This is a genomic window from Petroclostridium sp. X23 (assembly GCF_030013905.1).
GTDB lineage: Bacteria > Bacillota > Clostridia > SK-Y3 > SK-Y3 > X23.
In genome coordinates, this window is the sequence record NZ_CP124862.1 from 916,532 (window position 1) to 940,748 (window position 24,217).

At 36.4% G+C, this 24,217-nt stretch carries 27 protein-coding genes and 4 pseudogenes; 12 read left to right on the plus strand and 19 right to left on the minus strand.

The window, feature by feature from the left end:
• Window positions 1–213: 213 nt before the first annotated feature.
• The 10 genes and pseudogenes from QKW49_RS04590 to QKW49_RS04635 all read right to left on the minus strand — a co-directional run.
• Window positions 214–552 (minus strand): annotated as a pseudogene (locus QKW49_RS04590) (GNAT family N-acetyltransferase); the annotation flags it as partial.
• 197 nt (window positions 553–749) lie between these two features.
• Window positions 750–1,145 carry a hypothetical protein gene (locus QKW49_RS04595; RefSeq protein WP_282866391.1) on the minus strand — a complete coding sequence of 132 codons (396 nt, stop codon included), beginning with the start codon at window positions 1,143–1,145 and terminating at the stop codon, window positions 750–752.
• 11 nt (window positions 1,146–1,156) lie between these two features.
• Complete coding sequence (locus QKW49_RS04600; protein WP_282866392.1) at window positions 1,157–1,567, minus strand: pyridoxamine 5'-phosphate oxidase family protein; 411 nt, start codon at window positions 1,565–1,567, stop codon at window positions 1,157–1,159.
• Window positions 1,568–1,574: 7 nt separating this feature from the next.
• The gene (locus QKW49_RS04605) at window positions 1,575–1,850 is read right to left on the minus strand and encodes a DUF3795 domain-containing protein (protein ID WP_282866393.1); all 276 of its coding nucleotides are present in this window, start codon (window positions 1,848–1,850) and stop codon (window positions 1,575–1,577) included.
• Window positions 1,851–1,896: 46 nt separating this feature from the next.
• A complete protein-coding gene (locus tag QKW49_RS04610) occupies window positions 1,897–2,289 on the minus strand; it encodes a WYL domain-containing protein (RefSeq protein WP_282866394.1) in 393 nt (130 codons plus the stop codon).
• 23 nt (window positions 2,290–2,312) lie between these two features.
• Window positions 2,313–2,630: pseudogene (locus QKW49_RS25975) on the minus strand (class I SAM-dependent methyltransferase); the annotation flags it as partial.
• 42 nt (window positions 2,631–2,672) lie between these two features.
• Entirely contained in the window at window positions 2,673–3,902 is a 1,230-nt protein-coding gene (locus QKW49_RS04620; RefSeq protein ID WP_282866395.1) for an EFR1 family ferrodoxin, read from the minus strand.
• Window positions 3,881–4,228 (minus strand): reverse transcriptase N-terminal domain-containing protein, encoded by a 348-nt coding sequence (locus QKW49_RS04625; RefSeq protein WP_282866397.1) that lies wholly within the window; start codon window positions 4,226–4,228, stop codon window positions 3,881–3,883. Before QKW49_RS04625 ends, QKW49_RS04620 begins: the two co-directional genes overlap by 22 nt.
• Window positions 4,229–4,298: 70 nt before the next feature.
• Window positions 4,299–4,415, minus strand: a pseudogene (locus QKW49_RS04630) (IS3 family transposase); the annotation flags it as partial.
• Between the two features lie 603 nt (window positions 4,416–5,018).
• Window positions 5,019–5,738 carry a DUF421 domain-containing protein gene (locus QKW49_RS04635; RefSeq protein WP_282866398.1) on the minus strand — a complete coding sequence of 240 codons (720 nt, stop codon included), beginning with the start codon at window positions 5,736–5,738 and terminating at the stop codon, window positions 5,019–5,021.
• Window positions 5,739–5,918: 180 nt separating this feature from the next.
• Between QKW49_RS04635 and QKW49_RS04640 the strand changes: the two genes are divergently transcribed.
• On the plus strand, window positions 5,919–6,113 hold the full coding sequence (locus QKW49_RS04640; protein WP_282866399.1) for a hypothetical protein: 195 nt from the start codon (window positions 5,919–5,921) through the stop codon (window positions 6,111–6,113).
• A gap of 63 nt (window positions 6,114–6,176) precedes the next feature.
• Here the strand turns inward: QKW49_RS04640 and cphA are convergent, their stop codons facing one another.
• The 5 genes and pseudogenes from cphA to QKW49_RS04665 all read right to left on the minus strand — a co-directional run bounded on the left by cphA (window position 6,177) and on the right by QKW49_RS04665 (window position 12,450).
• Window positions 6,177–8,819, minus strand: a complete 2,643-nt coding sequence (cphA, locus tag QKW49_RS04645) for a cyanophycin synthetase (RefSeq protein ID WP_282866400.1) — start codon at window positions 8,817–8,819, stop codon at window positions 6,177–6,179.
• A gap of 290 nt (window positions 8,820–9,109) precedes the next feature.
• Window positions 9,110–9,463 carry a DUF2512 family protein gene (locus tag QKW49_RS04650; protein ID WP_282866401.1) on the minus strand — a complete coding sequence of 118 codons (354 nt, stop codon included), beginning with the start codon at window positions 9,461–9,463 and terminating at the stop codon, window positions 9,110–9,112.
• A gap of 254 nt (window positions 9,464–9,717) precedes the next feature.
• Window positions 9,718–10,461, minus strand: a complete 744-nt coding sequence (locus QKW49_RS04655) for a DUF2935 domain-containing protein (RefSeq protein WP_282866402.1) — start codon at window positions 10,459–10,461, stop codon at window positions 9,718–9,720.
• 499 nt (window positions 10,462–10,960) lie between these two features.
• Window positions 10,961–11,857 (minus strand): NAD(P)-dependent oxidoreductase, encoded by an 897-nt coding sequence (locus QKW49_RS04660; protein ID WP_282866403.1) that lies wholly within the window; start codon window positions 11,855–11,857, stop codon window positions 10,961–10,963.
• A pseudogene (locus QKW49_RS04665) lies at window positions 11,854–12,450 on the minus strand (DUF3189 family protein). The gene QKW49_RS04660 and the pseudogene QKW49_RS04665 overlap by 4 nt, the downstream one beginning before the upstream one ends.
• A 332-nt stretch (window positions 12,451–12,782) precedes the next feature.
• On the opposite strand from QKW49_RS04665, the gene QKW49_RS04670 reads away from it, so the two are divergent.
• The 7 genes from QKW49_RS04670 (at window position 12,783) to QKW49_RS04700 (ending at window position 17,068) form a co-directional block, all read left to right on the plus strand.
• A complete protein-coding gene (locus QKW49_RS04670; RefSeq protein WP_282866404.1) occupies window positions 12,783–13,466 on the plus strand; it encodes a YhcN/YlaJ family sporulation lipoprotein in 684 nt (227 codons plus the stop codon).
• A 410-nt stretch (window positions 13,467–13,876) separates the two neighbouring features.
• A complete protein-coding gene (locus QKW49_RS04675) occupies window positions 13,877–14,083 on the plus strand; it encodes a DUF1657 domain-containing protein (protein WP_282866405.1) in 207 nt (68 codons plus the stop codon).
• A gap of 16 nt (window positions 14,084–14,099) precedes the next feature.
• Window positions 14,100–14,960, plus strand: coding sequence for a DUF421 domain-containing protein (locus QKW49_RS04680; RefSeq protein ID WP_282866406.1), 861 nt, complete (start codon window positions 14,100–14,102; stop codon window positions 14,958–14,960).
• 11 nt (window positions 14,961–14,971) lie between these two features.
• The gene (spoVAC, locus tag QKW49_RS04685) at window positions 14,972–15,451 is read left to right on the plus strand and encodes a stage V sporulation protein AC (RefSeq protein ID WP_282866407.1); all 480 of its coding nucleotides are present in this window, start codon (window positions 14,972–14,974) and stop codon (window positions 15,449–15,451) included.
• Window positions 15,452–16,453, plus strand: a complete 1,002-nt coding sequence (gene spoVAD, locus QKW49_RS04690; RefSeq protein WP_282866408.1) for a stage V sporulation protein AD — start codon at window positions 15,452–15,454, stop codon at window positions 16,451–16,453.
• A 15-nt stretch (window positions 16,454–16,468) separates the two neighbouring features.
• Window positions 16,469–16,822, plus strand: coding sequence for a stage V sporulation protein AE (spoVAE, locus tag QKW49_RS04695; protein ID WP_282866409.1), 354 nt, complete (start codon window positions 16,469–16,471; stop codon window positions 16,820–16,822).
• Window positions 16,823–16,861: 39 nt separating this feature from the next.
• Window positions 16,862–17,068, plus strand: a complete 207-nt coding sequence (locus tag QKW49_RS04700) for a DUF1657 domain-containing protein (RefSeq protein WP_282866411.1) — start codon at window positions 16,862–16,864, stop codon at window positions 17,066–17,068.
• Between the two features lie 125 nt (window positions 17,069–17,193).
• On the opposite strand, the gene QKW49_RS04705 is transcribed toward QKW49_RS04700, so the two are convergent.
• From QKW49_RS04705 to QKW49_RS04715, 3 genes are all read right to left on the minus strand, one after another.
• Window positions 17,194–17,412, minus strand: coding sequence for a hypothetical protein (locus QKW49_RS04705; RefSeq protein ID WP_282866412.1), 219 nt, complete (start codon window positions 17,410–17,412; stop codon window positions 17,194–17,196).
• Window positions 17,413–17,464: 52 nt separating this feature from the next.
• Window positions 17,465–17,659, minus strand: coding sequence for a hypothetical protein (locus QKW49_RS04710; protein WP_282866413.1), 195 nt, complete (start codon window positions 17,657–17,659; stop codon window positions 17,465–17,467).
• A 234-nt stretch (window positions 17,660–17,893) separates the two neighbouring features.
• Window positions 17,894–18,247 (minus strand): DUF2512 family protein, encoded by a 354-nt coding sequence (locus QKW49_RS04715; protein ID WP_282866414.1) that lies wholly within the window; start codon window positions 18,245–18,247, stop codon window positions 17,894–17,896.
• 149 nt (window positions 18,248–18,396) lie between these two features.
• On the opposite strand from QKW49_RS04715, the gene QKW49_RS04720 reads away from it, so the two are divergent.
• Together QKW49_RS04720 and QKW49_RS04725 are read left to right on the plus strand one after the other, a co-directional pair.
• Window positions 18,397–19,608, plus strand: a complete 1,212-nt coding sequence (locus QKW49_RS04720) for a transposase (protein ID WP_282863267.1) — start codon at window positions 18,397–18,399, stop codon at window positions 19,606–19,608.
• A 991-nt stretch (window positions 19,609–20,599) separates the two neighbouring features.
• Window positions 20,600–21,499, plus strand: a complete 900-nt coding sequence (locus tag QKW49_RS04725) for an SDR family oxidoreductase (protein ID WP_282866415.1) — start codon at window positions 20,600–20,602, stop codon at window positions 21,497–21,499.
• 86 nt (window positions 21,500–21,585) lie between these two features.
• On the opposite strand, the gene QKW49_RS04730 is transcribed toward QKW49_RS04725, so the two are convergent.
• The gene (locus QKW49_RS04730; protein ID WP_282866416.1) at window positions 21,586–21,939 is read right to left on the minus strand and encodes a DUF2512 family protein; all 354 of its coding nucleotides are present in this window, start codon (window positions 21,937–21,939) and stop codon (window positions 21,586–21,588) included.
• A gap of 165 nt (window positions 21,940–22,104) precedes the next feature.
• Here QKW49_RS04730 and QKW49_RS04735 point away from each other — a divergent pair, with 165 nt between their 5' ends.
• Together QKW49_RS04735 and QKW49_RS04740 are read left to right on the plus strand one after the other, a co-directional pair.
• Window positions 22,105–23,169, plus strand: coding sequence for an asparaginase (locus QKW49_RS04735; RefSeq protein WP_282866417.1), 1,065 nt, complete (start codon window positions 22,105–22,107; stop codon window positions 23,167–23,169).
• Window positions 23,157–24,215 carry an asparaginase gene (locus QKW49_RS04740; protein ID WP_282866418.1) on the plus strand — a complete coding sequence of 353 codons (1,059 nt, stop codon included), beginning with the start codon at window positions 23,157–23,159 and terminating at the stop codon, window positions 24,213–24,215. The genes QKW49_RS04735 and QKW49_RS04740 overlap by 13 nt, the downstream gene beginning before the upstream one ends.
• The last annotated feature ends 2 nt before the right edge of the window (window positions 24,216–24,217 follow it).

Here is a 24,217-nt window from a genome sequence, read left to right on the forward strand (position 1 = left end):
GCATGAAAATAACGGCTGGTACGCTACACAGATTTTATTTTCGTATTAAATTCTTATTTATATCAACTTTTATTTTAACATAATAAGTCGGTATAATCAATGTTTAAAATGTATAAAAAGGAAAATTAAACCAAATTCTTCTAACTTCTCGGTTTATAAAACAAAATCAGGCAGCTATTCCATTATCAATTTTTTCTATAAGAAACACTGTATTCAGTTCCCAACTTTCATTTCCATTTTATAATAGTCGATAGTAGTACCGTCTAAATCTATTTGCTTTCCTTCTCCACATATACGAAAGCCATATTTTTCATAACACTGTATTGCTCTTAGGTTTCTTTTTCTAACATTTAACCTTACTTTTCTAAAGGCAATTCTCTGCTTTGAAATCCTAATTGCTTCTTTTATCACTTTACTTCCTATTCCTTTACCTCTATACTGCTCTTCAAAAATGAAAATGACAAAAACCATAGTATCTGACTCTTTTATATCTCTTTCTAGCCATACAGAGCCTATATCACATGTACTTTCTTCAATAATAAACCAGCATACTTTTGATGCATCATAGTTTCCTACACGGCAGTTATTAGGATATAACCTACTTAAGTAAACCTTTAGCCCTAAATCATGCTCTCAAACAGTATATATTCTTTCATCGGTTTTTGCGACATCTCTTAAAGTTATCATTTAACCATCTCCAAATAATAAATGGCACATAGAAAAACTTTCCATGCACCATCAATTATACATCATTCTATCCCAAGTGTCTTCGCTAATTCTTTACGACTTATGTTTTCACTAATAGCAATCCCATTATGCTGCCATACCATCTCACTTACCTGCCCAAATGCTCTTCTCTCCTCCATATTTTCCTTTGGATGAAAAGCTGTATAAAACAAGGAATACATACTTGCCGATACAAAGCCCTTGTGTCCGCCCAAAATACAACCGAATGCCAAACGTTTTTCTTCTGCTGCCCTGTCTTTCCAGTACCACGGGTCAGTATCCGGATCTCCTGTATGCCAATTCTTCTTTGCAGTCTCTTCTGAAAGAGATGGAAATCCCGGTAAAATATTTGATAATGACATAAAACCAAGGTTATCTACCCTATCTATAAAGTCTTCATATCTTAATAATTGTGCCATGTTCCGCCTCCTTAAAGTACTATCTCTTCATACTGGTTATCAATCCAAAAGATGGCATTGTTGGTTGTGAATTTTAAAATACAATAATTAGGATCTGTAACACCTCCAGGAAAGTGATTAATGAACCAGTCTACCCATAATTGCTTTTTAAGCTCAGGATCAGATAGAATGTCTATAGTACCTATCAACGTGATATTATTTCCTCCTTCACGATAACAGACACTAGCTTTGTTATTAATCATAAAGAACTTTACTTTACTCGATGATAATCCAGTTGAAAACCATACCGTTTTCACCCCATCAGTTTTAATACTTGAAATTGTTGAAGCCCTTGGGTATCCCTTATCATCAATTTTAGCTATAGTTGCAACATTTGCATTCTTCATTATTGCTTCTGCTTTTGAAATCAGTTCATTGCTCATATCATAATTACTTCCTTTCTTTCGCCCATCTTTTTAGAATTCTTATTCTTGCTCCGGGAGGATTATCTCCATGTTCCTTATCCAAGTATGAATATGTATAAAGCTGCCGACAAGGCATTGCCTCACACTGACCGCAATGATTATGTCCTTTTCTCTGACAACATACAGCAACCGGACACTCCCCATGAAACGGGTGTCCATTTGTTTCAATACAACCACCACATTTGCATGGCTCTTTGTAAGAGCATTCACTGCATATCAAACCACATCTTGATTCAACCATATGTAACCACCTTTTTTGCTTTATCATATCATACTGGACAAGACAACTATATGTCATGTTCATAATTTCTAATAATATTTTTTGCTTTTTCCATTATTTCTTTTGCCAAATCAATAGGTTCAACAACTCTTGCTTTATCTCCAAACCCAAGCACCCAGGAAACCATATAGTTTCTGTTTGTATATCCGACTGAGTATTTGAGATTTCTATCTTCCATTACTTCATAACAATTAGGTCCATATTCCTCAACCAGACGGTATTCCAATGATTTGTCGAATATAATGGTGATTCTGTTTTCATCTGTAAAGTAATCATCCAAATCAAGCTCTTTAACCGGTATTTCTCTCGGGGTAAATGTATTATCAATAATTCTATGTCTCCATAAAAGGTTAAGCTTAAACAGGCGATAGTCATTTTTATCTCTGCAGTAACCAAACACATACCATGATACCCACTTAAAAGTAATGAAATCAAGTTCTCTACACCGTATTCTTGAGCTTTCTTTTTTGCAAAATCAATAAATTCAGGAATGATGTCAATTCCTTTCATCATACAACCTAAAGCCTTGGCTACTTGGACACTAACAGCCCCTTTTCCGCAAGCCAAATCAAGCACCTTCGTTTTCTCCGATATCTGAATATGCTTTTGGATCATGTCAATAATATCCTTTGGTGATGAGCCAAGTTCCCACAAATCCTGCAATAGATATGGCAGGTACGGAATCAGGTCTGTGGATTCTGCAGTTAATGATTTTGCAAGCTTTTCTTCAACAATTGACATCGTAACATACTCCTTTCGATTCGACCATTCACTCTTCCATAACTAAACGTCTAACTTAGTATAAATAAAATCAGGAATACCTTTATACTGCTGCTTAACTTTTGAGTGAATAAAAACTGTTATTGCTTTTTGAGGACACATATTAACACACCTATAACAAAGCGTACAATTGCCATTTTGTTCTATTTTATTATTAATAATTTTCAGATTTTTCATAGGGCAAATCTTTGTACATTTGGCACAATCAATACAATCAGCAGTTATTTTTACATCTCTTTTTGCCTTTTTCTCAAAACTGTGAAAATAAAACCTCTGGCAAAACAGACCAAGATATTTAGAAAAAATATTGAATCCGCGTTTCTTAATAATTCCATTTTTAATGTTTTCACATATTTTATTTATTTTGTGTTCTGCACTGATAACATATTTTTTTGTCTTCTCCTTACTTGCTACAGGGAATAAGAAAAAATTACAAATATTATTTGGCATATTGAAATGTTCTGCATAAATAACAGTATAGCTTATACCTTTCAGCAGGTCAGTAAAAACCCTAAAGAATGGATTTCTAGAAATTTGTAAACTTTGGTGTCTGACAATATGAATTCTTCTTAGGTTTATCAGAGTATATTCATTTGTGATGAACATCCACGGTTTGCCATTATATTTCCTGAAGTTCCATCCGAGGAAATCGAATCCTTCGTCTATATGAGTAATGATGGTTTTTTCTTCTGATAACATCAGACCTCTGCCTAACAGAAATTCACTGACGATGTCTTTAAGTTCTAGAGCTATCTCCTTTGAGTTCGCAGTAATGATGAAATCGTTAGCATAACGCACTAAATTTACTTTTGTCTTTGCACGATAATGGTTCTCAATGTTTCCTTTTGAATTCCTATGATATTTATCTTGAATAACCTTTTCAAGACCGTCCAGTGTCATATTCGCATATATACTCGATATTGAACCACCTTGAGGTGACCCTGTGTCAGTGGGAAAGAGTTCACCCTTGTATATGAATCCAGATTTGAGAAACTGTTTCATAATTCGTTTGTCCATAGGGATGTTGCTCATTAACCAGTCGTGATGGATGTTGTCAAAGCAACTCTTGATATCACCTTCAATTACCCATGTGGGAGAACATTTTCTTGCAAGTACTGCAAAAATTTGTTCGCATGCATCTTTAGCACTTCTTCCCCTACGAAATCCAAAGGAAACGGTATCTGCATTAGTTTCTGTGACTGGTTCAAGGGCTAATGCATATAATGTCTGCATTGCCCTGTCATACATAACAGGAATGCCAGTGGGCGTTTTTTATTCTTTCCCTTTTTAGCGATATATGCTCGTCTTAGCGGCTTAGATCGATATCGTTTATCTGAAAGTTTTAAAGCAGCTTTCATTTTAGATGCAGGTGTTGACCATAATTTATTATCTACGCCTGATGTGTTTTTCCCTTTGTTAGTTGTTACTTTTCTTACTGCAAAGGCTTTAGCATAAAAAGAATGGGTCAGTAGATATTGTAACCGTTTCACTTTATTTCTATTGTTGTCCTTCGTTGCCTTGGCAATCCTAGTTTGTAGCCTATTAACTTCGTATTCCACTTTGTTCCAATTAATGGATTCCCATTGCCTAATAAGTGATTTTGTGTCTTTTAGACTCTCGGTTTTATCCGTCCAAGAGATTATCTGCCACCGGAAGCTTATGATTGGAGTTTGTTGTCGCCTTAAATTTTCTCTTCCTAACAGAATACAAACTATTTTCCTTTTGTATATTGTAGAGCCTATTGCGACTGCAATGAGGAAAATACGGAGCTGTTTTCCCTAATAAAATGATAGGCTACTTCTGGTTGTCTTTCACGAAGATTGCCGCAGCTTTTTTTAATATATCATTCGTTATCTCCAAATCAGCGATTCTTTTCTTTTTTTCTCTAAGCTCTGCTTCTAATTCGGCTATCCTAGTCTCCTGAGGGTCCTGACTATCGGTATATTCTTTACTTTATTAATCTCACTAGTACCCTTTTCTGCTACTATAGCCTTTATTATTGATGAAGTCGGCATAACATTTTTTTGGGATATATAGCCATTCAAATACGGAGTCCTCGATAAAACCTTCCTTGATATTGGCTTATTTGCCATATATCCTTCTGTTTTATATTTTGCTATGAGCTGTTATGATTGGAGCCCCATCTTAACGATTGTTTTCGGAAGCGCGTTGCTGACCGCTATAGAGGGCATATTACTCTTATTCGGCTACGGACGATATCGGAACCATTGGAATCTTGTTGGAACTTATGTTACATACTTCCTTGGAGTTGGAATGTCTTATCTATACCTTAGAAATTCATATGATAAATGATATTTACATAATAGTCATTACACTTTTCAGTGTGTACTATTCCATTCCATACTGCCCTTCTTTTTCTTTAATTCTATTCCTTGATGATATATATAGATTTCCTGATGTGTCCAGTCCTGCATAAAATACTTCTTCTATAGTATGAAAGTTATTTGCTTTCAGCTTATCCATTAACCACTTTCTATCTAATCTCGCATCTTTTAAATTCTCGTGCATAATTTTTCCGTCAATCACTATGTCTTTAGTAAGTCCTGCATATGCCGTGGGAATATTTAAGTCTGCCGGTGTGACCGGTTGTTTCTGTGATTTCTTCACAACAGATAATTTTCCATCGGTTTCAAATAATGCAAATTCAACATCTGCAATATTGAAAGTATTCTTTTCCCGAAGCAGCATCATTAAACTATCTAAAGGCAGCCGGGTCTTTTTCATATTTTCAGCTACAATCTTCCCACTTTCAATGATTACCACAGGCTCCGAGTTCGTTAATTTTCTTATGAAGAAATTTTTAATTCCTGCATAATCTAATGCAACTGTGACGATAGCAAGTACAACTAAGACCGTAATCCCTGAAGTTACTGCCCTGTCTGAGTTTACAGATAAATTGGCAGCTACAGATCCGACGATGACTCCTACTACAAAGTCAAAGAAAGTCATTTGCGATATCACTTTCCGTCCCATAAACCGTGTTAATGTTAAAAGCAAAAAATATCCTATCATTATTCTCAGACTCGAATGCGCTATTTCTTGCAACATAATTCACTTCTCCTTATAACAATATTTATATTTTTAGAAAATATTCATAATTATGCCCAAGTTATGCGTAGTGGGTAGAACTAACTATAAGCTAATAATATTTTAGTATTTCATGGATATTTTCTTTCTTTAGTGCAAAAATTATGTGGGAATATTAATAAATAAAAGGAGATATTTATCATGAAGATAAAAGTCTACGCATCCGTTAACAACGGTACCTATGCCGGCCCAATTTGTACAGATGAAATAGAAATTGATGATAATGAGTTGAAAACCTATACTGAACAAGGAAAAGAAGATTATTTTATTAACCAGAAAGTTTGGAATCACGTAAGTAAAAAATTGGTTGATTGGACTTGGGAGCCGATAAAATAAGAAAGCGGCTTTTTTGATATTTATTATTATCCAATAGCCGCTTTCTGATGTTTGTTCTATATTCTAAACCAATACGGGAATCTTATCTATACTAGAGTTATCTACTGTTCTACTTTTATAACTTTCAAGCAACTTAACAAGCGGCTCCATCTTCTCAAAGAACATTACGATAACATCCCCGCTTTGTGCCTGTCTGATTGCCTGCTCTAACGCCAGCCTTTCTTGCGGTATAATGGTAGTAAGTTCTCTAGGCATCCCGGCTTCTAATATTCCTTCCAATAAGATATTTGCCGCTTCCAGGCTCTTTCTACCTCTAAGATCATCATCTTCTTTTATAATGATATAGTCGAAAGAGTTTCCTGATAATCGCCCTATATTTTTTATATCAGCATCCCTCCGGTCACCGGGTACACCAATGATGCCTATTAACCGTGAAGGACTGAGACTTCTTAGCCCTTCAATAGTAACATGATATCCATCTATATTATGTCCATAATCTAAAACGACCTTTATCTGCCCTAAATCAAAGACATTAAATCGGCCCGGGTTTACGTTGGCATCGCATGTAAATCTGCTTAATGAGTCTTTTATCATGCCCATCGGTACTCCCAGTGCATAACAAGCTCCGGCAGCCGCCATGCTATTATAGATATTATGCTTTAGGTTACCCTTTAATGTCGCAGGAATTTCATCAATGTCCATTAACTTGAATGTAACCCCTTTATCACTAACATATAAGCTGTTATCTTTTTTATATATGGCACGCTCTTTTGCTTTTATATGGTTGATAATATAAGGATTATTCCAATCGATTGAATACAATAAAACTCTGCCGCGTGTTCTTTCTTTTGCCATCATCACCCATGGATCATCAGCATTTAATACGCATGCCCCATTTTCTTTTACAGCCTCGATTACAAGAGATTTTACGTGAAGAAGGTCTTCCATGGTATCAACCTCATCAATCCCAAGGTGATCTTCCGACAAGTTTGTAAATACAGCTACGTCAGCCTTTTCATAGGCAAGTCCTTCTCTCACCATCCCACCCCGTGCTGTTTCCAATACTGCAACCTCGATTTCTCTATTGTTTAATACTCTTTTTGCACTCCTCGGGCCTGTTGTATCTCCTTCTTCAATACACTTATCATGAATATAGATACCATGGGTTGTCGTAGTTCCGACAACCTTACCTGCCTGCTTGAAAATATAACTAATCATACGTGTCGTGGTAGTCTTACCATTTGTTCCGGTAATCGAGACAATCGGTATAGTATGCGGACTGCCCTCAGGGTATATCATATCAAGGATCGATGATGCTACATCTCTTTTTACCCCTTTCGTAGGAGCAAGATGCATCCGTATACCCGGTGCAGCGTTCACTTCAACGATTGCCCCATAACCTTCTGATACAGGTCTTGTTATATCAGGAATAACCATATCTATCCCGGCAATATCCAAACCTATGGTTTTAGCTGCAAGTTCGGCCATCTCTTTATTTTTTACATGCACAATATCTGTACAGTCCACCGCAGTTCCCCCTGTACTCAGGTTTCCATTCGCACGAAGCCATATAACTTGCCCCGGTGAAGCAATATCCGGCAGGTGAAGCCCCTGCTTTGAAAGGATACTATCTGTTTGTTCGTCAAGTTTTATCTTTGTGAGAGGTTTTTCATGATCTTCCCCACGTAATATATTGCCGTTTTCCTTATCTATGAGTTCTTTTACCGTATGAATACCGTCCCCTATCACATGGGCAGGGACCCTTTCTGCTACTGCAACCATTTTTCCATTAACGACTAGTATTCGATAGTCCCTTCCTACAACATATTTCTCAACCATTACTTCTTCGTCATAAGCTTTTACTTTCATAAAAGCTGATTTTAACTCATCGACATTATTGATATTGGTAAATACCTGTTTCCCCTGATTTCCACTCTTTGGCTTCACTACAACAGGATACCCTAGTTTTTCGACCTCTAGAGCTGCCTCTTTGGCACTGGTACATACTTGTCCGCTTGGCACCGGAATAGATACTTCTTCTAACAGTGCTTTTGTAAGGGCTTTATCACAAGCTATATCTACAGCAATACTGCTTGTACCTTCGTAAAGAGTTGCTGAAATATATTTTTGATATTTGCCATAGCCTAACCGTATCATACCGCTATCGGATATTTCACTAACAGGTATGCCCCTCTTTTTTGCTTCCGTCACAATAGCGCTTGTACTTGCTCCATAATCATACTTAACACATAGATTTTTAAGCTTTTTAAATTCATTTTCAAATTCCAGGTGATTTCCCTGAATAAGTTGGTTTAAACTATTTACGATAAAGATTCCACATGCCTTTCCAACCATCGGATGTCCACATGTATAAATAATGTTATAAAGATCATCGCTTATTTGTCGTGCTTTACCATATTTAATATCATATCCTAAAACCTTCTGTACTTCTAAACATAAGTGCTCAGCGACGTGAGCCAGATACGTACCCTCTGCTAGTCTATCTAAAAACCCTCCGACATATCCGGTTGAACATCTATGTTCTTCGAGCCCCGGAAAGAGTTCTATAATACTATTATTTAGTCCACTAATCTTATTGGTAGGAACATCTGCAAGTTCACCAAGTCTAACTTTCAATTTTACTACCGGATGTTTAAGGCTAAAAACATTAGGACTCTGATAAACTTTTATGTCTTCAATATCCAAATCTCTCCACTCCTGTACTTTCAAATAGTTCCTTATTTATTTTGCTACTTTTTATAGTATTTATTTTTGTAAATCTTGTAAGAGCGTGATAAAATTTGAATAATGATCTATTTAAGATGTCACTTCAATTTATTTAAGCTTCTTAAACTAAAAGCTGTAGTCAATCATGGATACTGATTTGACATTTAAAAAAGCAGGGTGTAAATACCCTGCTTTTCTTATAATAGATAAATTAGCCTAATGTTTCATAAAATTTAGTCTTAAGGAAGGCTTCCTTTTTTAGCATCTTTTCACTGTCTCTCGGGGAAAACTGCTCTTGCAACATATTTGTGAAATATCCATTCGCCTACTCCTAATACTGCAGCTGCAAGTAATGCATCTGCAAACGAGATATAAGCACCTCTAAAAACGTAGTTAAACATAAAAATTGTCACTAAAGCTAGTCCTGCATCAGCTATGGTGGCAACAGTATTATTGGATGCAGGCAATATAAGGAGATCTCCTATCACATATGCGATAAGAGTTACCGCCAGTGCGATATATAATATAGCACCAAAGGATAAGTCGGTTACCAACATTAATATAACTTCAAGGGCAACTGCTATCATCATAAACTTTATTAACAACGCATTTATATGTTTCATTCTCTCACCTGCCTAATGAATAGCTAACAAGGAATATCAATCTCCTTCTTATTTATTTGCATATTTGCACATTTTATACCTCGACTTTATATAAACAATGCATAACTTTATATAATTTTTCTAAATTCCTACCAATCTAACATTTGCTTTTTGTTAAGTAAATGCAGGGCTAAATAGGAAAGCTTTGAAATTTTCCACATTACTTCTTGCCTACTGTGGCAATATATATTACAAATCGTCCTTATCCATCAAGTTTAAGAGATACATTCTTTGATTTTTGAAATAAAATATCTATGCTCACGGATAAAATGATCGGGAATGAGCGGTAATAGCGTCCCAAAGCCCAAGGCCTCACAGTTACTTCTTAGTTCATGTACTTTTTCTAGATAGTCTATAAACTTATTCATCCAAAGAATAGTTTCATTAGCCAGAAACCTTAGCGAACTATCCTTTGATCCTGTTTTATCCAACATCATTTCAACCTCAGATGCTTTTGTTTGAAGTTTACCAAAAGTCATCTTAAACTTAAGAGCCTCTTCTTGGAGTAGTTCCTCACTTGGGTCGAGAAAGGCTGCGATTCCGGCAGCATGGCCGATGCTGTCTGCCAGCCACATTTTAATATATCCTGCTAAATTCATCATATTGCAAAGACATTGCTGCGGCATTGTTAATAATACCTGAAATTCTAGGGCCTCATTAATTTGATGATTTATCAAACTGGGTGGAAGATTGATTTGTATCTGGCAAGCAAGTAGACCCTTTAGGATTGTTCTTTTATATTCTATAAAACATAAAAGCCCCTGCAAAAGATTTGGTAAAAACGACTTATACTCTGCCGCTCTTTCAAGTTCTATCATCATTCGTTGAAAGAAGTCTCTATAGTACATAGCATATTGGATATACGCCTGCTCTTTTGGAGCGAGACCGTTGATCTCAAACATTGCATGGTCTCTCATAACACCCGTCCAAAATAACACTTCGGATTTATGGTCAAGCATTGGAACGCCCCCTTTTACGGTATATTACCAGCATATGTGTTTATATAAGATTTTGTTACTCTTCACCCTTATATTAATACTAAAATATTCCCCGTTCAAACAGTGAAGTTATAATTCATCAACCTCTTGGCGGCGCCCGTGGGTAGACAATTGATATAAAAATCCATATCTTGCATCTGATAGTCTCCATAGCAGCTTTCATACAAGGTGGTACAAGTCATCGGGGAAAACCACTCCAAAATTTTTTTTAAAGAATAATTATGATTTGCCTGTATTAGTTAAATTCCAGCTTAGCTCAGATGGTCAAAACTATATGACCACTAGTCTTGAGGTTCTGGTTGAACCAAACAGCACAAAAGTTTTACAAGCCGGTATTATATCGAAATATACCCGTCTTGTTTATAAATGCCGGCATCTTTCTGATGTTTAAAAATCCAAGCCTGCTTTTATACATTTATATTAGAATAAATAACAAGCAATAAATGACCTTTTCTTAATTTCAAACATTACTTAATGCATATAAATCTTGAGGCATTGCTTTAGGGTTACCATCTTCATGCAGTACATTCCGCCAGGAATATTGAGGCGTATAGCCCAGCACATTACGGGCCTTGTCTATAGACATACATGTTTCATTTCCTTGAAGTTGACGCTTAAATGGAACGGCTGGAAAAAACCTGCGGACAAGTTCTTCACTTGGATCCGGCAGAATCGTATCTGCAGCAGTTATATGAAAAACTGATGAGCCTAAGCTATCCTTTTCCAATGCTAAAAGGCAGGCGTTAGCTGCATCACGCACGTCGCAGTATGCCCACAAATTTTTCTTCTGTTTATCCTTTTCTGCTTCAGTCCAGTGCGTTGTAATATTGACATATTCATCAGGTTCATATATATTCGCAAAACGCAGTGCAACAATCTGTTTTTTGGCAAGGTCATGGTACATCCCAGCCAAATGTTCAGTCAACAGCTTTGCCATAGCATACGACGATCTTGCAGCTACAGGATGTTCCTCATCAATTGGAGCATAATGAAGTTCATTTACTGTAAAAGGATATCCCATCACTGTCTCACTGGATGCCCACACAATTTTTGGAATGTCCCAATCTTTGCATGCCTCAAAAACATTAAAGTTAACCAGCATATTATTTTCAAAGATAGCCTGGGGTGTATTTCTAATATCTGATGGGATATTAGCCAGATGTATTACGGCATCTGCTCCCATAATCACCTGGCAAGCTTGTCCATAATCACGAAGGTCAGCCTGAACAAAATGTTCGGTTGCTGATTCTTCTCTTAACACTTTATCAGTTCCTATAACTTGATATCCTGCATCAAGCAGCCTTCTGACAGTCCACCGTCCTATCTTCCCTGCTGCACCTGTCACTACAACTTTCATTGGTTTTCCTCCTTGTCAACGATATAATTACTTAACGTTTGTATTATGCATCTAAATAAAAATACGATTGAACCATAACAAATATTGAAATGATTTTTTAATAATTTATTGTACGAAAGTACAAGCACACATTCATTTAGCGTTTTGGAAGCTGCTTTAGTGTGGTTAACAATCTCTATTACTTTCTTATAAGCCTGTTGGACTCCTACTACCAAAAGAGGAACTCCTGCATAGTCTATCCCAAGCCCCCTGGATAAGAATCCTCCTATTGTCATTACAAAAGGGACTGTAGGAGACATATTTCAAAATATGATCTTTTCATTCATCCCGCATTCATTATGAAGAATTGTTATCAAATTCTTCAAGCATGGTATTAATACTCTTGATGTCCCTCTCCCCACACTAAACACCTTGTTTCCTTCCTCATCAATTCCTCGAAATAATATTTTTCCCATATCTTTATACTCAAGTCTATTAAAATAATCCGTATTTAGTATCTCCTCTTTTGTCGGTATTCTATCAAAAGGAAGCTTCTTCAAATGAACAGCCGATGCAAGTGAAGAGGAATGTGTTCCTCCATAACAGTTATATATAAATCATTTTGTATCACCCCAAAATATTATTAGTCTTTTTTATATTGTTTATGAATTTACGAACTAAGTAACATTATTTTATAATCTACATAATTCGGTGATAAATGCGGATTTTTCCATTACTGATGACTTAGCGGGAATGATACTTTTCCGTTTCGTTTTGATTAAGCTTTTCTGTAATTTTCATTTCAACAACCCCTTTATTAGTAGACATAAAGTTATTCTGCACTTTCTTCGGTGATTATATTTTGCATTTATTTTTCATAACACGAAAAATTTGACTGCAATAAAATAGCTTAATGTGAGAAAAATAATTCTGGAGGTGATTGTAAATGCAAAAAACATATCGTAAAATAATGATGTTATCACTAGCTATTTGCTTGCTGGCTTTTTTGATAATAGGATGTGCTGCTCGTAGAAATGTACAACAGCCAAATCAAAATGATCCGGCAGGTCAAAGACAAGGCTTTCCGGGTGGAAATAATCCGGGAACTAATGTAAATCCAGGCCGCGGCATTGGTAATAATTTAGGCACAGATAATAATACTTTAAATAAACCTGGAAATGTAGGACTTAATGATCTTAGAAATCCTGATGTAAATAATATGGGCATACGTAATAATAACACTGGTAACCAAACACCCCAAACAGGATTTGATAGACAAAAAGCTGATAATATTCGGAATCAGTTAACAAATACAATTGGTACTACTCCAGATAGTGTTATCGTCAATGGAAACACCGTTATCGTAGGATACACACCTACTGGAGCAACAATGGATCGAAATACTATGAGGAATACGATTTCCAACAGAGTAAAACAAATCGATCCAAACATTACGAATATCATTGTTAGTGATACTGCTGATATGAATACGCGGATTAACCAACTAACAACTGATATAGCAAACGGCGCTGGCAATAATGTTAGTGATAATACTAACAACAATGTTATGAATGAATTGAACAATAGATTCAATCGCTTGATTCAGGATATTACCAATCCTAACCGTTAAAAATAGAATCATCTGTTTTTGTAAACCAAAGCCCTACCTTCCTTAAAACAAATTTAAGAGCGGCAAGCTGACAGAATCATTTTTGTTATGCAAAAGCCGCTTTCTTATTTGCATTTTCTCTATTCCTACCAATACTAATTACTTTTTATAATAACGTAAGTAATTGCACAAGCAATCACAACACACAGTTTCCCCAATTAAAATAGCGATAAAAAACTTAATACTTCAATTTATTCAGCAGTATAAAAATTTGATACAAAAAAGCAAATCATTAAATTTTGAAATCCGCATGGCTTCAGTGTAAAATAATCCATATAATGACACATATTCCCATTATTGTATTTTATGAATTAACCTTCGATTTATTGTAAAAATATATATTGAATTCATTGAAAAGGGAGGAATTCATTATGACAGTTAGTTCTCAAGTAAAACAAACATTAGCTTCTATAAAAGGAGCACAAAGCACATTGAAAATTTATGCAGCACAAACACAGAGTGATGAGACTAGGCTTGCATATGAAGATGCAATAGATAAAACAGGCGATATTATAAGAGATTTAGAAAAAAGAGTACAAACACTTGAATACCAAGAGCCACAATACAAAGGCTTCTAAGTAAGGAGAGTTATATATGAAAGACTGGCTAGATATATTGCTAAGATCTGCTGCATTATTTTTTGCAGCATTAATTTTTATAAGGATAATAGGAAAAAAGCATCCCTCAAAAATGACTCCTTTTCAGTTCGTTAACTACACGGTTATTGCCCTCATTACTGCTCTCATTTCTGTGAAGATGATTGCAAATCTGGCGTTTGGATTTATTGCTTTAGGTGTATGGATTATTCTGTCTTTGGCTTTAGACTACCTATCTCTAAAGAGCAAATTATTTCATGATGTAATAAACGGCAAGGAAACCATTTTAATAAAGCAAGGAAAGGTTATGGAAGAAAACCTATCACAAGTAAGACTTACAGGTGAAGAACTTCTAAGAGAGCTTAGAACAAAGAATGTATTTAATTTGGCTGATGTTGAATTTGCCATCATGGAGACTACCGGTGATATAAATGTTCTATTAAAATCAGATAAAAAACCAGTTACATCTTATGACTTAGGAAGAAAAGTAGCACCGCAATCCGAACCGCAAACAGTTATATTAGATGGAAACATACTAAACGAGCCTCTTGCAAACCTAGGGCTAAACCAGCAGTGGCTGAATATGCAGTTAGAAAATATGGGTTTGTCACTAGATAATGTATTTATAGGACAAGTTGATTCATCTGGGGATTTATATGTGGATCTCTTTGATGATGCTATACAACTGCCCCAGCCTAAAGTAAAAGAAATGCTCTATGCAAATCTTGAAAAAGCTCAAGCAGATTTGATAACCTTTTCATTAGAAACAGAAAATAAATATGCAAAGATGATGTATTCGCAAGATGCGGATAAGCTTAAAATGGTTATAGAAAGCTTAGAACCATATTTATTACGATAGAAGGTGATAAAATGTCCAGTAAAAAAAACAAAAAGCTAACGCCAACGCAGCAGCAGTACCAAGCATTTGCACAGGCTAGAGAACCAAAACGTCCTGTTGTAACAAACTGTATCAAAGCTTTTTTTGTAGGAGGCATTGTTTGTACCATTGGGCAAGCCTTACAGATGATGTTTATAAAGTATTTTAACTTTACTGAAACGACAGCAGGCAATCCTACAGTTGCAGTTTTAATCATTATTTCAGTAATACTTACCAGTCTTGGTGTATACGACCATATCGGGCAGTGGGCAGGTGCAGGTACTGCCGTACCCGTAACAGGGTTCGCCAACACAATGGCATCTGCTGCTATTGAACACCGAAGTGAAGGATATGTATTAGGCGTAGGAGGCAATATGTTTAAATTATCCGGCTCGGTTATCGTTTATGGCGTTTTTTCTGCCTTTGTAGTTGCTTTAATAAAAATAATCATTAAGGCATTAGGGGGAATGTAAATGATACAGGGCCATCAAACATGGGTATTTGAATCTAAGCCTGTTATCGCTTCCAGTGCAGCTGTAGGCGGGCCTTTTGAGGCAAAAGGACCATTAGCTGGTGATTTTGATAAACTACATGATGATATATGGTTAGGGCAAGATAGCTATGAGAAAGCTGAAAAGAAACTATTGGAAGAAGCTTGTGAAACAGCTATCCATAAAGTAGGAAAGAAAAAAGAAGACATACAGTTTTTTCTGAGTGGAGACCTGATGAACCAGATTATTTCCAGCAGTTTTGCCGCACGCACTTTAGGTGCTCCCTACTTAGGACTTTTTGGAGCCTGCTCCAGTGCTATGGAAGGACTAGCCCTCGCCTCCCTCATTATAGATAGCGGATTTGGTGATAATGTTATAGCGGCAGCCTCCAGTCATAATGCGGCAGCTGAAAAGCAGTTCAGATATCCTACCGAATATGGAGGGCAAAAACCCCCAACTGCCCAGTGGACAGTGACCGGAGCAGGAGCGGGACTGCTAACACGGCAAGGTGAAGGACCTAGAGTTACATCCGCTACCATTGGACGCGTCATCGATATGGGATTATCTGACCCCTTTAATATGGGAGGTGCCATGGCTCCTGCAGCAGTAGATACTATTGAGGCTCATTTCAGGGATTTAAATAGAGCCTCGTCTTATTATGATATTATTGCGACAGGCGACTTAGGAAGAGTCGGACATCATATTGCTGCGGATTTATTAGCCGACCATGGTATCAAAATTAAAAATAAAATTCTAACTGATTGCGGTATTTTAATCTATAAAAAAGAACAGCCCGTGATGGCCGGAGGCAGTGGATGCGGGTGCAGTGCTACAGTTACCTATGGGCATTTTTTAAACCGTATGAAAAAGGGTGAGCTAAAGAAAATTTTGATCGTCGCAACAGGGGCACTAATGTCGCCTCTTTCCTATCAGCAAAAGGAGAGCATCCCCTGCATTGCTCATGCCGTATCTATAGAAATGTAATAGGAGGAATGGATAATGGAAAAATTTATTTGGGCTTTTATAGTAGGTGGCGGTATTTGTGTTGTGGGACAAATATTGATGGATGTGTTTAAACTTACACCCGCACATATGACCAGTTCATTGGTAGTTGTAGGTGCTGTATTGGGTGGACTTGGATTATATGAGCCTCTAATAAAGTTTGCCGGGGCAGGAGCGTCCGTGCCCATCAGCAGCTTTGGGAACTCACTGGTAAAAGGTGCACTGCAAGAAGCACAAAAGTCCGGGATTGTAGGTGTACTTACCGGCATATTTGAAGTCACCAGCGCAGGTATTTCGGCTGCAATCATTTTTGCTTTTATGGCAGCCTTGTTAGCCAGACCAAAGGGCTAAGTACTTTTAAAGAAAGCTTTTTTGAAGGGAGGTGATAATATGACAGTAGGAACTCAAATGCAGCAAGCGATTGCAGGAGTACAAAGTGCCGCAGCAACAATGAAAACTTTTTCTCTGGAAACTCAAGACCAGAATGCAAAAAAGGAGTTTCAGCAAATGGCACAAACATTAGATGGAGTGCTTCAAACTTTAAAAAATAGACAAGATTACATTAACCAGCAAGAGCCACAATATAAGCAGCAGTAAAATCAGTAAATACATCAGGCTCAAAATCAACAGAAAAGTGCAAAAGAAACTGTTGTAATTAATTTTACAGCAACTTCTTTTTATATTTTTTCATCAATATGATTTTTTTATCAGCGATTACAATTTCATACAGATATGGGCAGTTTGACATCTTTGTTATTTTGCCTATTCCAATCCATACTGCCCTTCTTTTTCCCAAATTCTATTTCTAGATGATATATATAGGTATCCTGCTGTGTCCAATCCTGCATAAAATACTTCTTTAACGCTATGAAAGTTATTCTCTTTAGTTTATTCATCAACCACTTCGCATCTAATTTTGCACCTTTTAAATTTTCATTCATTATTTTACCATAAATCCTTAACATTAGAAATAATTTCTGATATTTATATAGATTACGATAGATTGTGGTCTTTTCTATCCCTTAAAAGATCATCTTTAAGATCCTTAATATAGTACTCATCAAGCCTTAAACTGCTCAGATAATTTATGAACATCTTATCATCTAAGCTTATATCGGATACAGCTTTTCGTTTTATTAACTCTGAAATATATATTCCTGCCTCAATCGGATACTCTTCCAGATTCATTACGGATCTCCTTTCTACTAAAATAATCTAAATTAAAATGGTAATTCTATTCAATTAAATGGTATTCTTTTGACATCAACCATGGTTCAATAGAACTATCTATATACCCTTAGTAGATTTTCATTGGATTAGAAAAGTAGGGCTTGGAACACCCTACTTTTCTTTTAATAGATAAATCAACCTAATGTTTCATAAAATTTACTCTTAATAAAGGCTTCCTTTTTTAGCACCTTTTCACTGTCTCTCCGGAAGAACTGCTCTTGCAACATATTTATGAAATATCCATTCACCTACTCCTAATACTGCAGCTGCAAGTAACGCATCTGCAAAGGAGATATAAGCACCTCTAAAAATGTAGTTAAACATAAAAATCGTTACTAAAGCTAGTCCTGCATCAGCTATGGTGGCAACAGTATTATTGGATGCAGGCAGTATAAGGAGATCTCCTATTACATATGCGATAAGAGTTACCGCCAGTGCGATGTATAATATAGCACCAAAGGATAAGTCGGTTACCAGCATTAATACAACCTCAAGGGCAACTGCTATCATAATAAATTTTATTAACAATGCGTTTACATGCTTCATTTTATCACCTGCCTAATAAATGAGTTAATTTCATAATTTCTAATCCTTGAAAACACAAGGTTAGAAAAAAGCATAAAAAATAGTTTACCCCAATCCGATAAATAATTCGTCCAAACAATCCACAGAAAGGAGTAAACGTTGTACGAATTATGAATCGGCAAACAACATTATTTACTTTAGAGCAAATTATAGAAATTCAACCATTAACAAAATTACAAGCTGTTTTAACATTTATTGATTATTCAATTATGCTTGAAACTTTTAAAATTGATGTCAGCAAACGTGGTCCTAAAGGATTTGCGTATACCAGCTTGCTCAATGCTTTACTTGCAATGCAAATAGATCAAATACCTACTATTAAAGCATTAGTTAAAAGGTTGAAAACAGACCCCGTTTTAAGAGTAACCTGCGGGTTTGATACTATTGGCAAAACGCCTAGTGCTTCAACTTTCTCTAGGTTTATAGAAAAGCTCTCTAAAACCGATGTACTTGAAAAAACTTTTCAGAGAATGGTTCGTAGAGCCAAAACCTTGGGACTTATTAATGGTTCCCATGTCTCAATAGATGCATCGAAAATTGATGCCTTTGAGCATGCTGTACCAAAATCAAAAATACCAGAAAACAATCCAGAGTTTCCTCACTGGGGTGCCAAGCAAGATACCAATGGCAATATGATAAAATGGTTTGGTTGGAAGATGCATGCTGTAGTAGATACAACAAGCGGAATCCCATTAGGGTACATCATAACCCCTGCAAATGTTGCAGATATGGTAATGGCAATACCACTAATGAATAAGCTTAAGGCAGATTATGAAGACTTATTCAAACCATCTTACTACATTATGGATACAGGCTATGATATACCATCTATCTATCAACATGCTGTATCATTTGGTGCTCAAGCTATTATGCCAATTAACTGGAGAAATACGAAAACTCCACCTGAAGGCATTAACTGGGAAGGTCAACTTGTTTGCACCATGAATTATCCGTATGTGAATGGTGGAAATGATAATGGAACCATTCGGTTATTATGTCCCCACGCTTGCGGAAAAGCCAATTGTCCTATGGGTTCAAGTTGGTGTACGAGTACAAAATCAGGATACATTGGCAAAGTTAAAATTAAGGATAATCCACGGTTTATATCTTATCCATTACGAGGAACAGAAGCATGGGACAATCTATATGATGAAAGAACATCCGTTGAACGCTTTTTTGGTGATGGAAAAGAAAACTATGCTTTAAACAATCTGCGTGTAGCAGGGCTAAAAAAAGCAAAAGTATTCATGGATTTAGCCTGCATTGCAATTATTGCTACAAGAATTACAAAAGCAGAACAATCAAAAAATATTGCAGCTTAGTATTTTAATTATCAAGGAACAGGAGATGATATTTCTTAATTTCAAAACTATATAGTTGTGGATAACTATCTATTGTAAGGATAGTCTAACCTTTTTTTGCACAATTTCAAAAATATCAGTAGGAATTATCCACATTCTTGATTTTTGAATTATGAAATATCCTCAAATAGCTAACAAGGAAACACCAATCTCCTTCTTATTAATTTCCACATTTGCACATTTTATGCCTTGACTCTATATAAACTATGGGGACACTCAACAAGATTGGGCAAACACATTTGATATGCGGATGAATAAAACTGATACAGGGTGGGAGCAAGCCTTTACAGCAAACGGCCCCTCCATGCTTCACTTCTGTTTTAGAGATGAAGCAAATAACTGGGATGACAATTACGGTAAAAATTGGAGTTATCCCATTCAGAGTAGGGAGCAGACCTATCTATCGTAGATCATACCCAGACTGATACTCCCTCATGGAAACTAACCTATTTAGCTTATCACGGCAGCCGTAAAAGATCCTATTGCCTCCTAAACAATATAAGCTGCCTATTATAGAGCCAATAGCAGGAGCATCATGCACTATTTCTTACACACACCTTTGTCAGTCAAGAAACGCTGCATGGTATCCTGCTATGCATCTATTGTATAGATGGAGACGGTGTCGTTTTCTAGGTTATTTCTTGCCTACTGTAGCAATATATATTGCAAATCATCCTTTGCCATCAAGTTTAAGGACCTCCCCATCAAAAGCTGAGATAGCACACACTCTACTACCAATAGATTTAGTACTTAAAAATAAATTGCTTAATACATATGCCACATCCAAATGCAAATATATATAGCTTCTTTCCTTGTAATGCCATTTCATCCTATATCCCTATATAATTAATATCAGTTTAACTTAGTAGATAAATAAGACTTTAGATAATGAACGTTTCTCTTTCATAAATAATACAATATAATGAAATCTAGTAAAGGAGAAATGTATATTATGTATCCAGTATATCCCTATTTCGGATATGAAGCCAAATGTGAAAGAGTTCCCATCACCTTTCCGCCACAGCACCAAAGCCGCCAGCCAGGAATAGAATCTCTTATGGTTCCGAGACCTATATATAATAATCCCTATTACACTGGCTCTGGTAAACTTTTTAATAAAGCAGCTCTTATTACAGGCGGAGATAGTGGTATTGGACGGGCAACAGCAGTTGCCTTTGCAAAGGAAGGAGCTGATGTTGCGATTGTCTACCTTTATGAACATTCTGATGCTTTAGAGACAAAAGCTGCTGTGGAATCATTCGGCAGACGCTGTCTTGCCATTGAAGGTGATATTCGCATAGAAACATTCTGCAAAGAAGCTGCAGAAAAAACAATCCGTACTTTTGGGCACCTTGACATACTTGTTAATAATGCAGCAGTTCAATTCCCTCAAAACAGCATATTAGATATAACAAGTGAGCAGTTAGAGGACACCTTTAAAACCAATATTTTTTCTTTCTTCTATATGACAAAAGCAGCACTTCCATATCTTCAATGCGGAAGCTCTATTATCAATACTTCCTCTATTACTGCGTATGAAGGAGAAAAAACATTGATAGATTATTCTTCTACTAAAGGTGCGATTGTAACCTTTACACGATCCCTGTCAAAATCTCTTGTTGATAAAGGAATCCGTGTTAATGCTGTAGCTCCCGGGCCTGTCTGGACACCCCTTATTCCATCGAGTTTCTCTGCAGAAAGGGTTAAGAATTTTGGAGCCGATAATCCTATGAAGCGTGCTGCACAGCCCTTTGAACTTGCACCTGCTTATGTATTTCTGGCTTCGGATGATTCCGGCTATGTTACAGGACAAATGATTCATGTGAATGGAGGAAGAATGGTAACTTCATAAACGAAGTTTTTCCCTTCAAAAGACGATGACAAAAACAAACTTAGGCATCGTCTTTTGACGTTACCGCTAATTGTTGAGTGGACAAACTACTCCGATTTCTTCGTCTTTCCCGCATTGATTAAAAATACGTGCTGGAAATATTCTGTGATAGCTAATAAAAGAGAAGTAATTAACGCACCGGCAAATGTGACTACTGCACCATAAAGTACGAACTGGCTTAAATACACAACACCCAAGGCAGCGATAAAATCAGCTATAGTACTTATCCAGAAAGTTCCTTCACGTAATATTAATACTTCCATCATATGTGCAAATACTGCAAGAACTATACCAACACCAATAGACTGATAAATACTTGCATAATTAACACTATTAAGCAATGCATCTGAAATAATAACTACTATTGGACATATAATTAATTTCATGATAAAACCAGTCAATATATAACCACCTTTCAATCTTATTCGATAAATGGATAGACAATATTATATTTTCCTATAATATAACGTTTATTCGAAAATAAATAAGCTTTTAAAATTCTTTCAATACTACATCTATATAAGGGTTATACTAATTTAATAATACTAATGTTTAAGAGGTAAACGATGCAGCCACTAATAGCAGTAACAAGAACAAACCAAATTGAAAGTATCCATAATGGCTTTATATGTGTAACAGACCCAGGAAAAAATATTATATACAGTATAGGCGATTCAAACACAAAAGTATACTTGCGTTCATCAGCAAAACCTATTCAAGCTGTTGCTTTTGTTAACTCAGGGGTAATGGATAAATTCAATATTAGTCTTGAGGAGTTAGCAATCATATGCTCATCACATAGCGGCGAAGATTTTCACCGCGGAGCAGTACGGTCAATTTTAAGCAAGATTGGGTTAAGTGAGGAAAACTTGAGCTGTGGTGTAGCTAATCCATATAACCAAGACGCGATAAATGAGCTTATTAGAAAAGGCGAACGCCCTTCACAGTTATATAACTGCTGCTCCGGGAAACATGCCGGCATGCTCGCTTTATGCCGATATTACAGCTATCCTGTAGAAGGTTATACCGAACCTGAGCATCCGGTACAGCAGCTTATATTAAAAACAATAGCTGACCTTTTAGAATGTGAGACTGAAGATATTACCTTAGGTATTGATGGATGCGGCATTCCGACTTTTATGATAAAGTTATGCCAGGCCGCTTACCTTTATTCACTCTTAGCTGCCGGCTCAAATGGTACCGGAAAGTATAATGAATCATTCGAACTCATTAAAAAAGCAATGACAACCTATCCTCGGATGATTAATGGAAATAAGGAATTCTGTACTGATTTGATTACTCATTCCGGAGGTAAGGTAATTGGAAAAGTAGGCGCAGAAGGCATATATTGTGTTGCAGTTACTGAAAAACAACTGGGAATATGTATAAAAATTTCCGATGGCAACGAGCGTGGTGTATATCCTGTTACTACACATATATTACGGCAATTAGGGATCTTAGACGACCGCGCCATGAAAGAGTTAAAAATCTGGGCATCCCCCCCTATCAAGAATCACAAAGGCAAAATTGTAGGATATACTGTACCTATATTTGATATAGATAAAAAGGATCCAACTATTCGAATAGGTGATAAATTTAAATTCAAAGGAGAAGACTTATGGAACCACTAGCAGTTGTCACAAGAGATGATTATATAGAGAGCGTACATTATGGATATATCTGTGTTGTAGACTCTTCCGGGAAAGTCCTGTATAACCTAGGGGATTATAATACAAAAATATTCTTCCGATCTTCCGCAAAGCCTATCCAGGTTATACCACTTATACAATCGGGCGCTGCTGAAGCATTAAATTTCTCACATGAAGAGATCGCCATTGCATGTGCCTCGCATAGTGGTCAAGAAATTCACCAAAAAACTGTAGAAAAAATTTTAACGAGATTGAGACTTGATATGGTGAATCTACACTGTGGCATTATGACACCTTATAATGAGGAAGAGAATAAGAGACTTATCGCACAAGGTCAATCACCTTCTGTTTTTCATTGCAGTTGTTCAGGGAAACACTCTGCAATGCTGGCTCTTGCAAAATTCAGAGGGTATAGCATAGATAATTATCAAGAATTGTCCAATCCGGTCCAGCAGGAAATCTTAGAGACAATAGCTGCATTCGCAGATGAAGACTCAAGTTCCATACCTATAGGTACGGATGGCTGCGGCGTTCCAATATATCTCCTTCCTATTTACAAAATTGCATTGTCTTATGCAAAGTTGGCAGCACATTCAAAAGATACAAGAAGCGTTTATTATCGCTCATGCAAAACCGTATTTGACGCTATGACGAAATTCCCTAAAATGGTAGCAGGAGATTATGAATTCTGTACCGAACTGATGCAAATAACTAACGGCAAACTCATTGGAAAGGTTGGCTGTGAAGCAGTCTACTGTCTTGGGGTAAAAGGAGGAAATTTAGGTATTTGTATTAAGATAGTGGATGGAAACGAGCGGGCAGTCTACCCGGTTGTTATTCAGCTATTAAGGGAACTCGATATTATAAACCAATCTGAATTTTTGAAGTTACGTCACTGGTATACAATCCATTTAAAAAATAATCTAAACGAAACAATCGGAGAAATACTGCCTATTTTCAGCATAAGAAAATCGGCAAATGGTAGGCATCCTTTAGGTAAAAAGCTTAGTGACTTCAGTGCAAATTGATA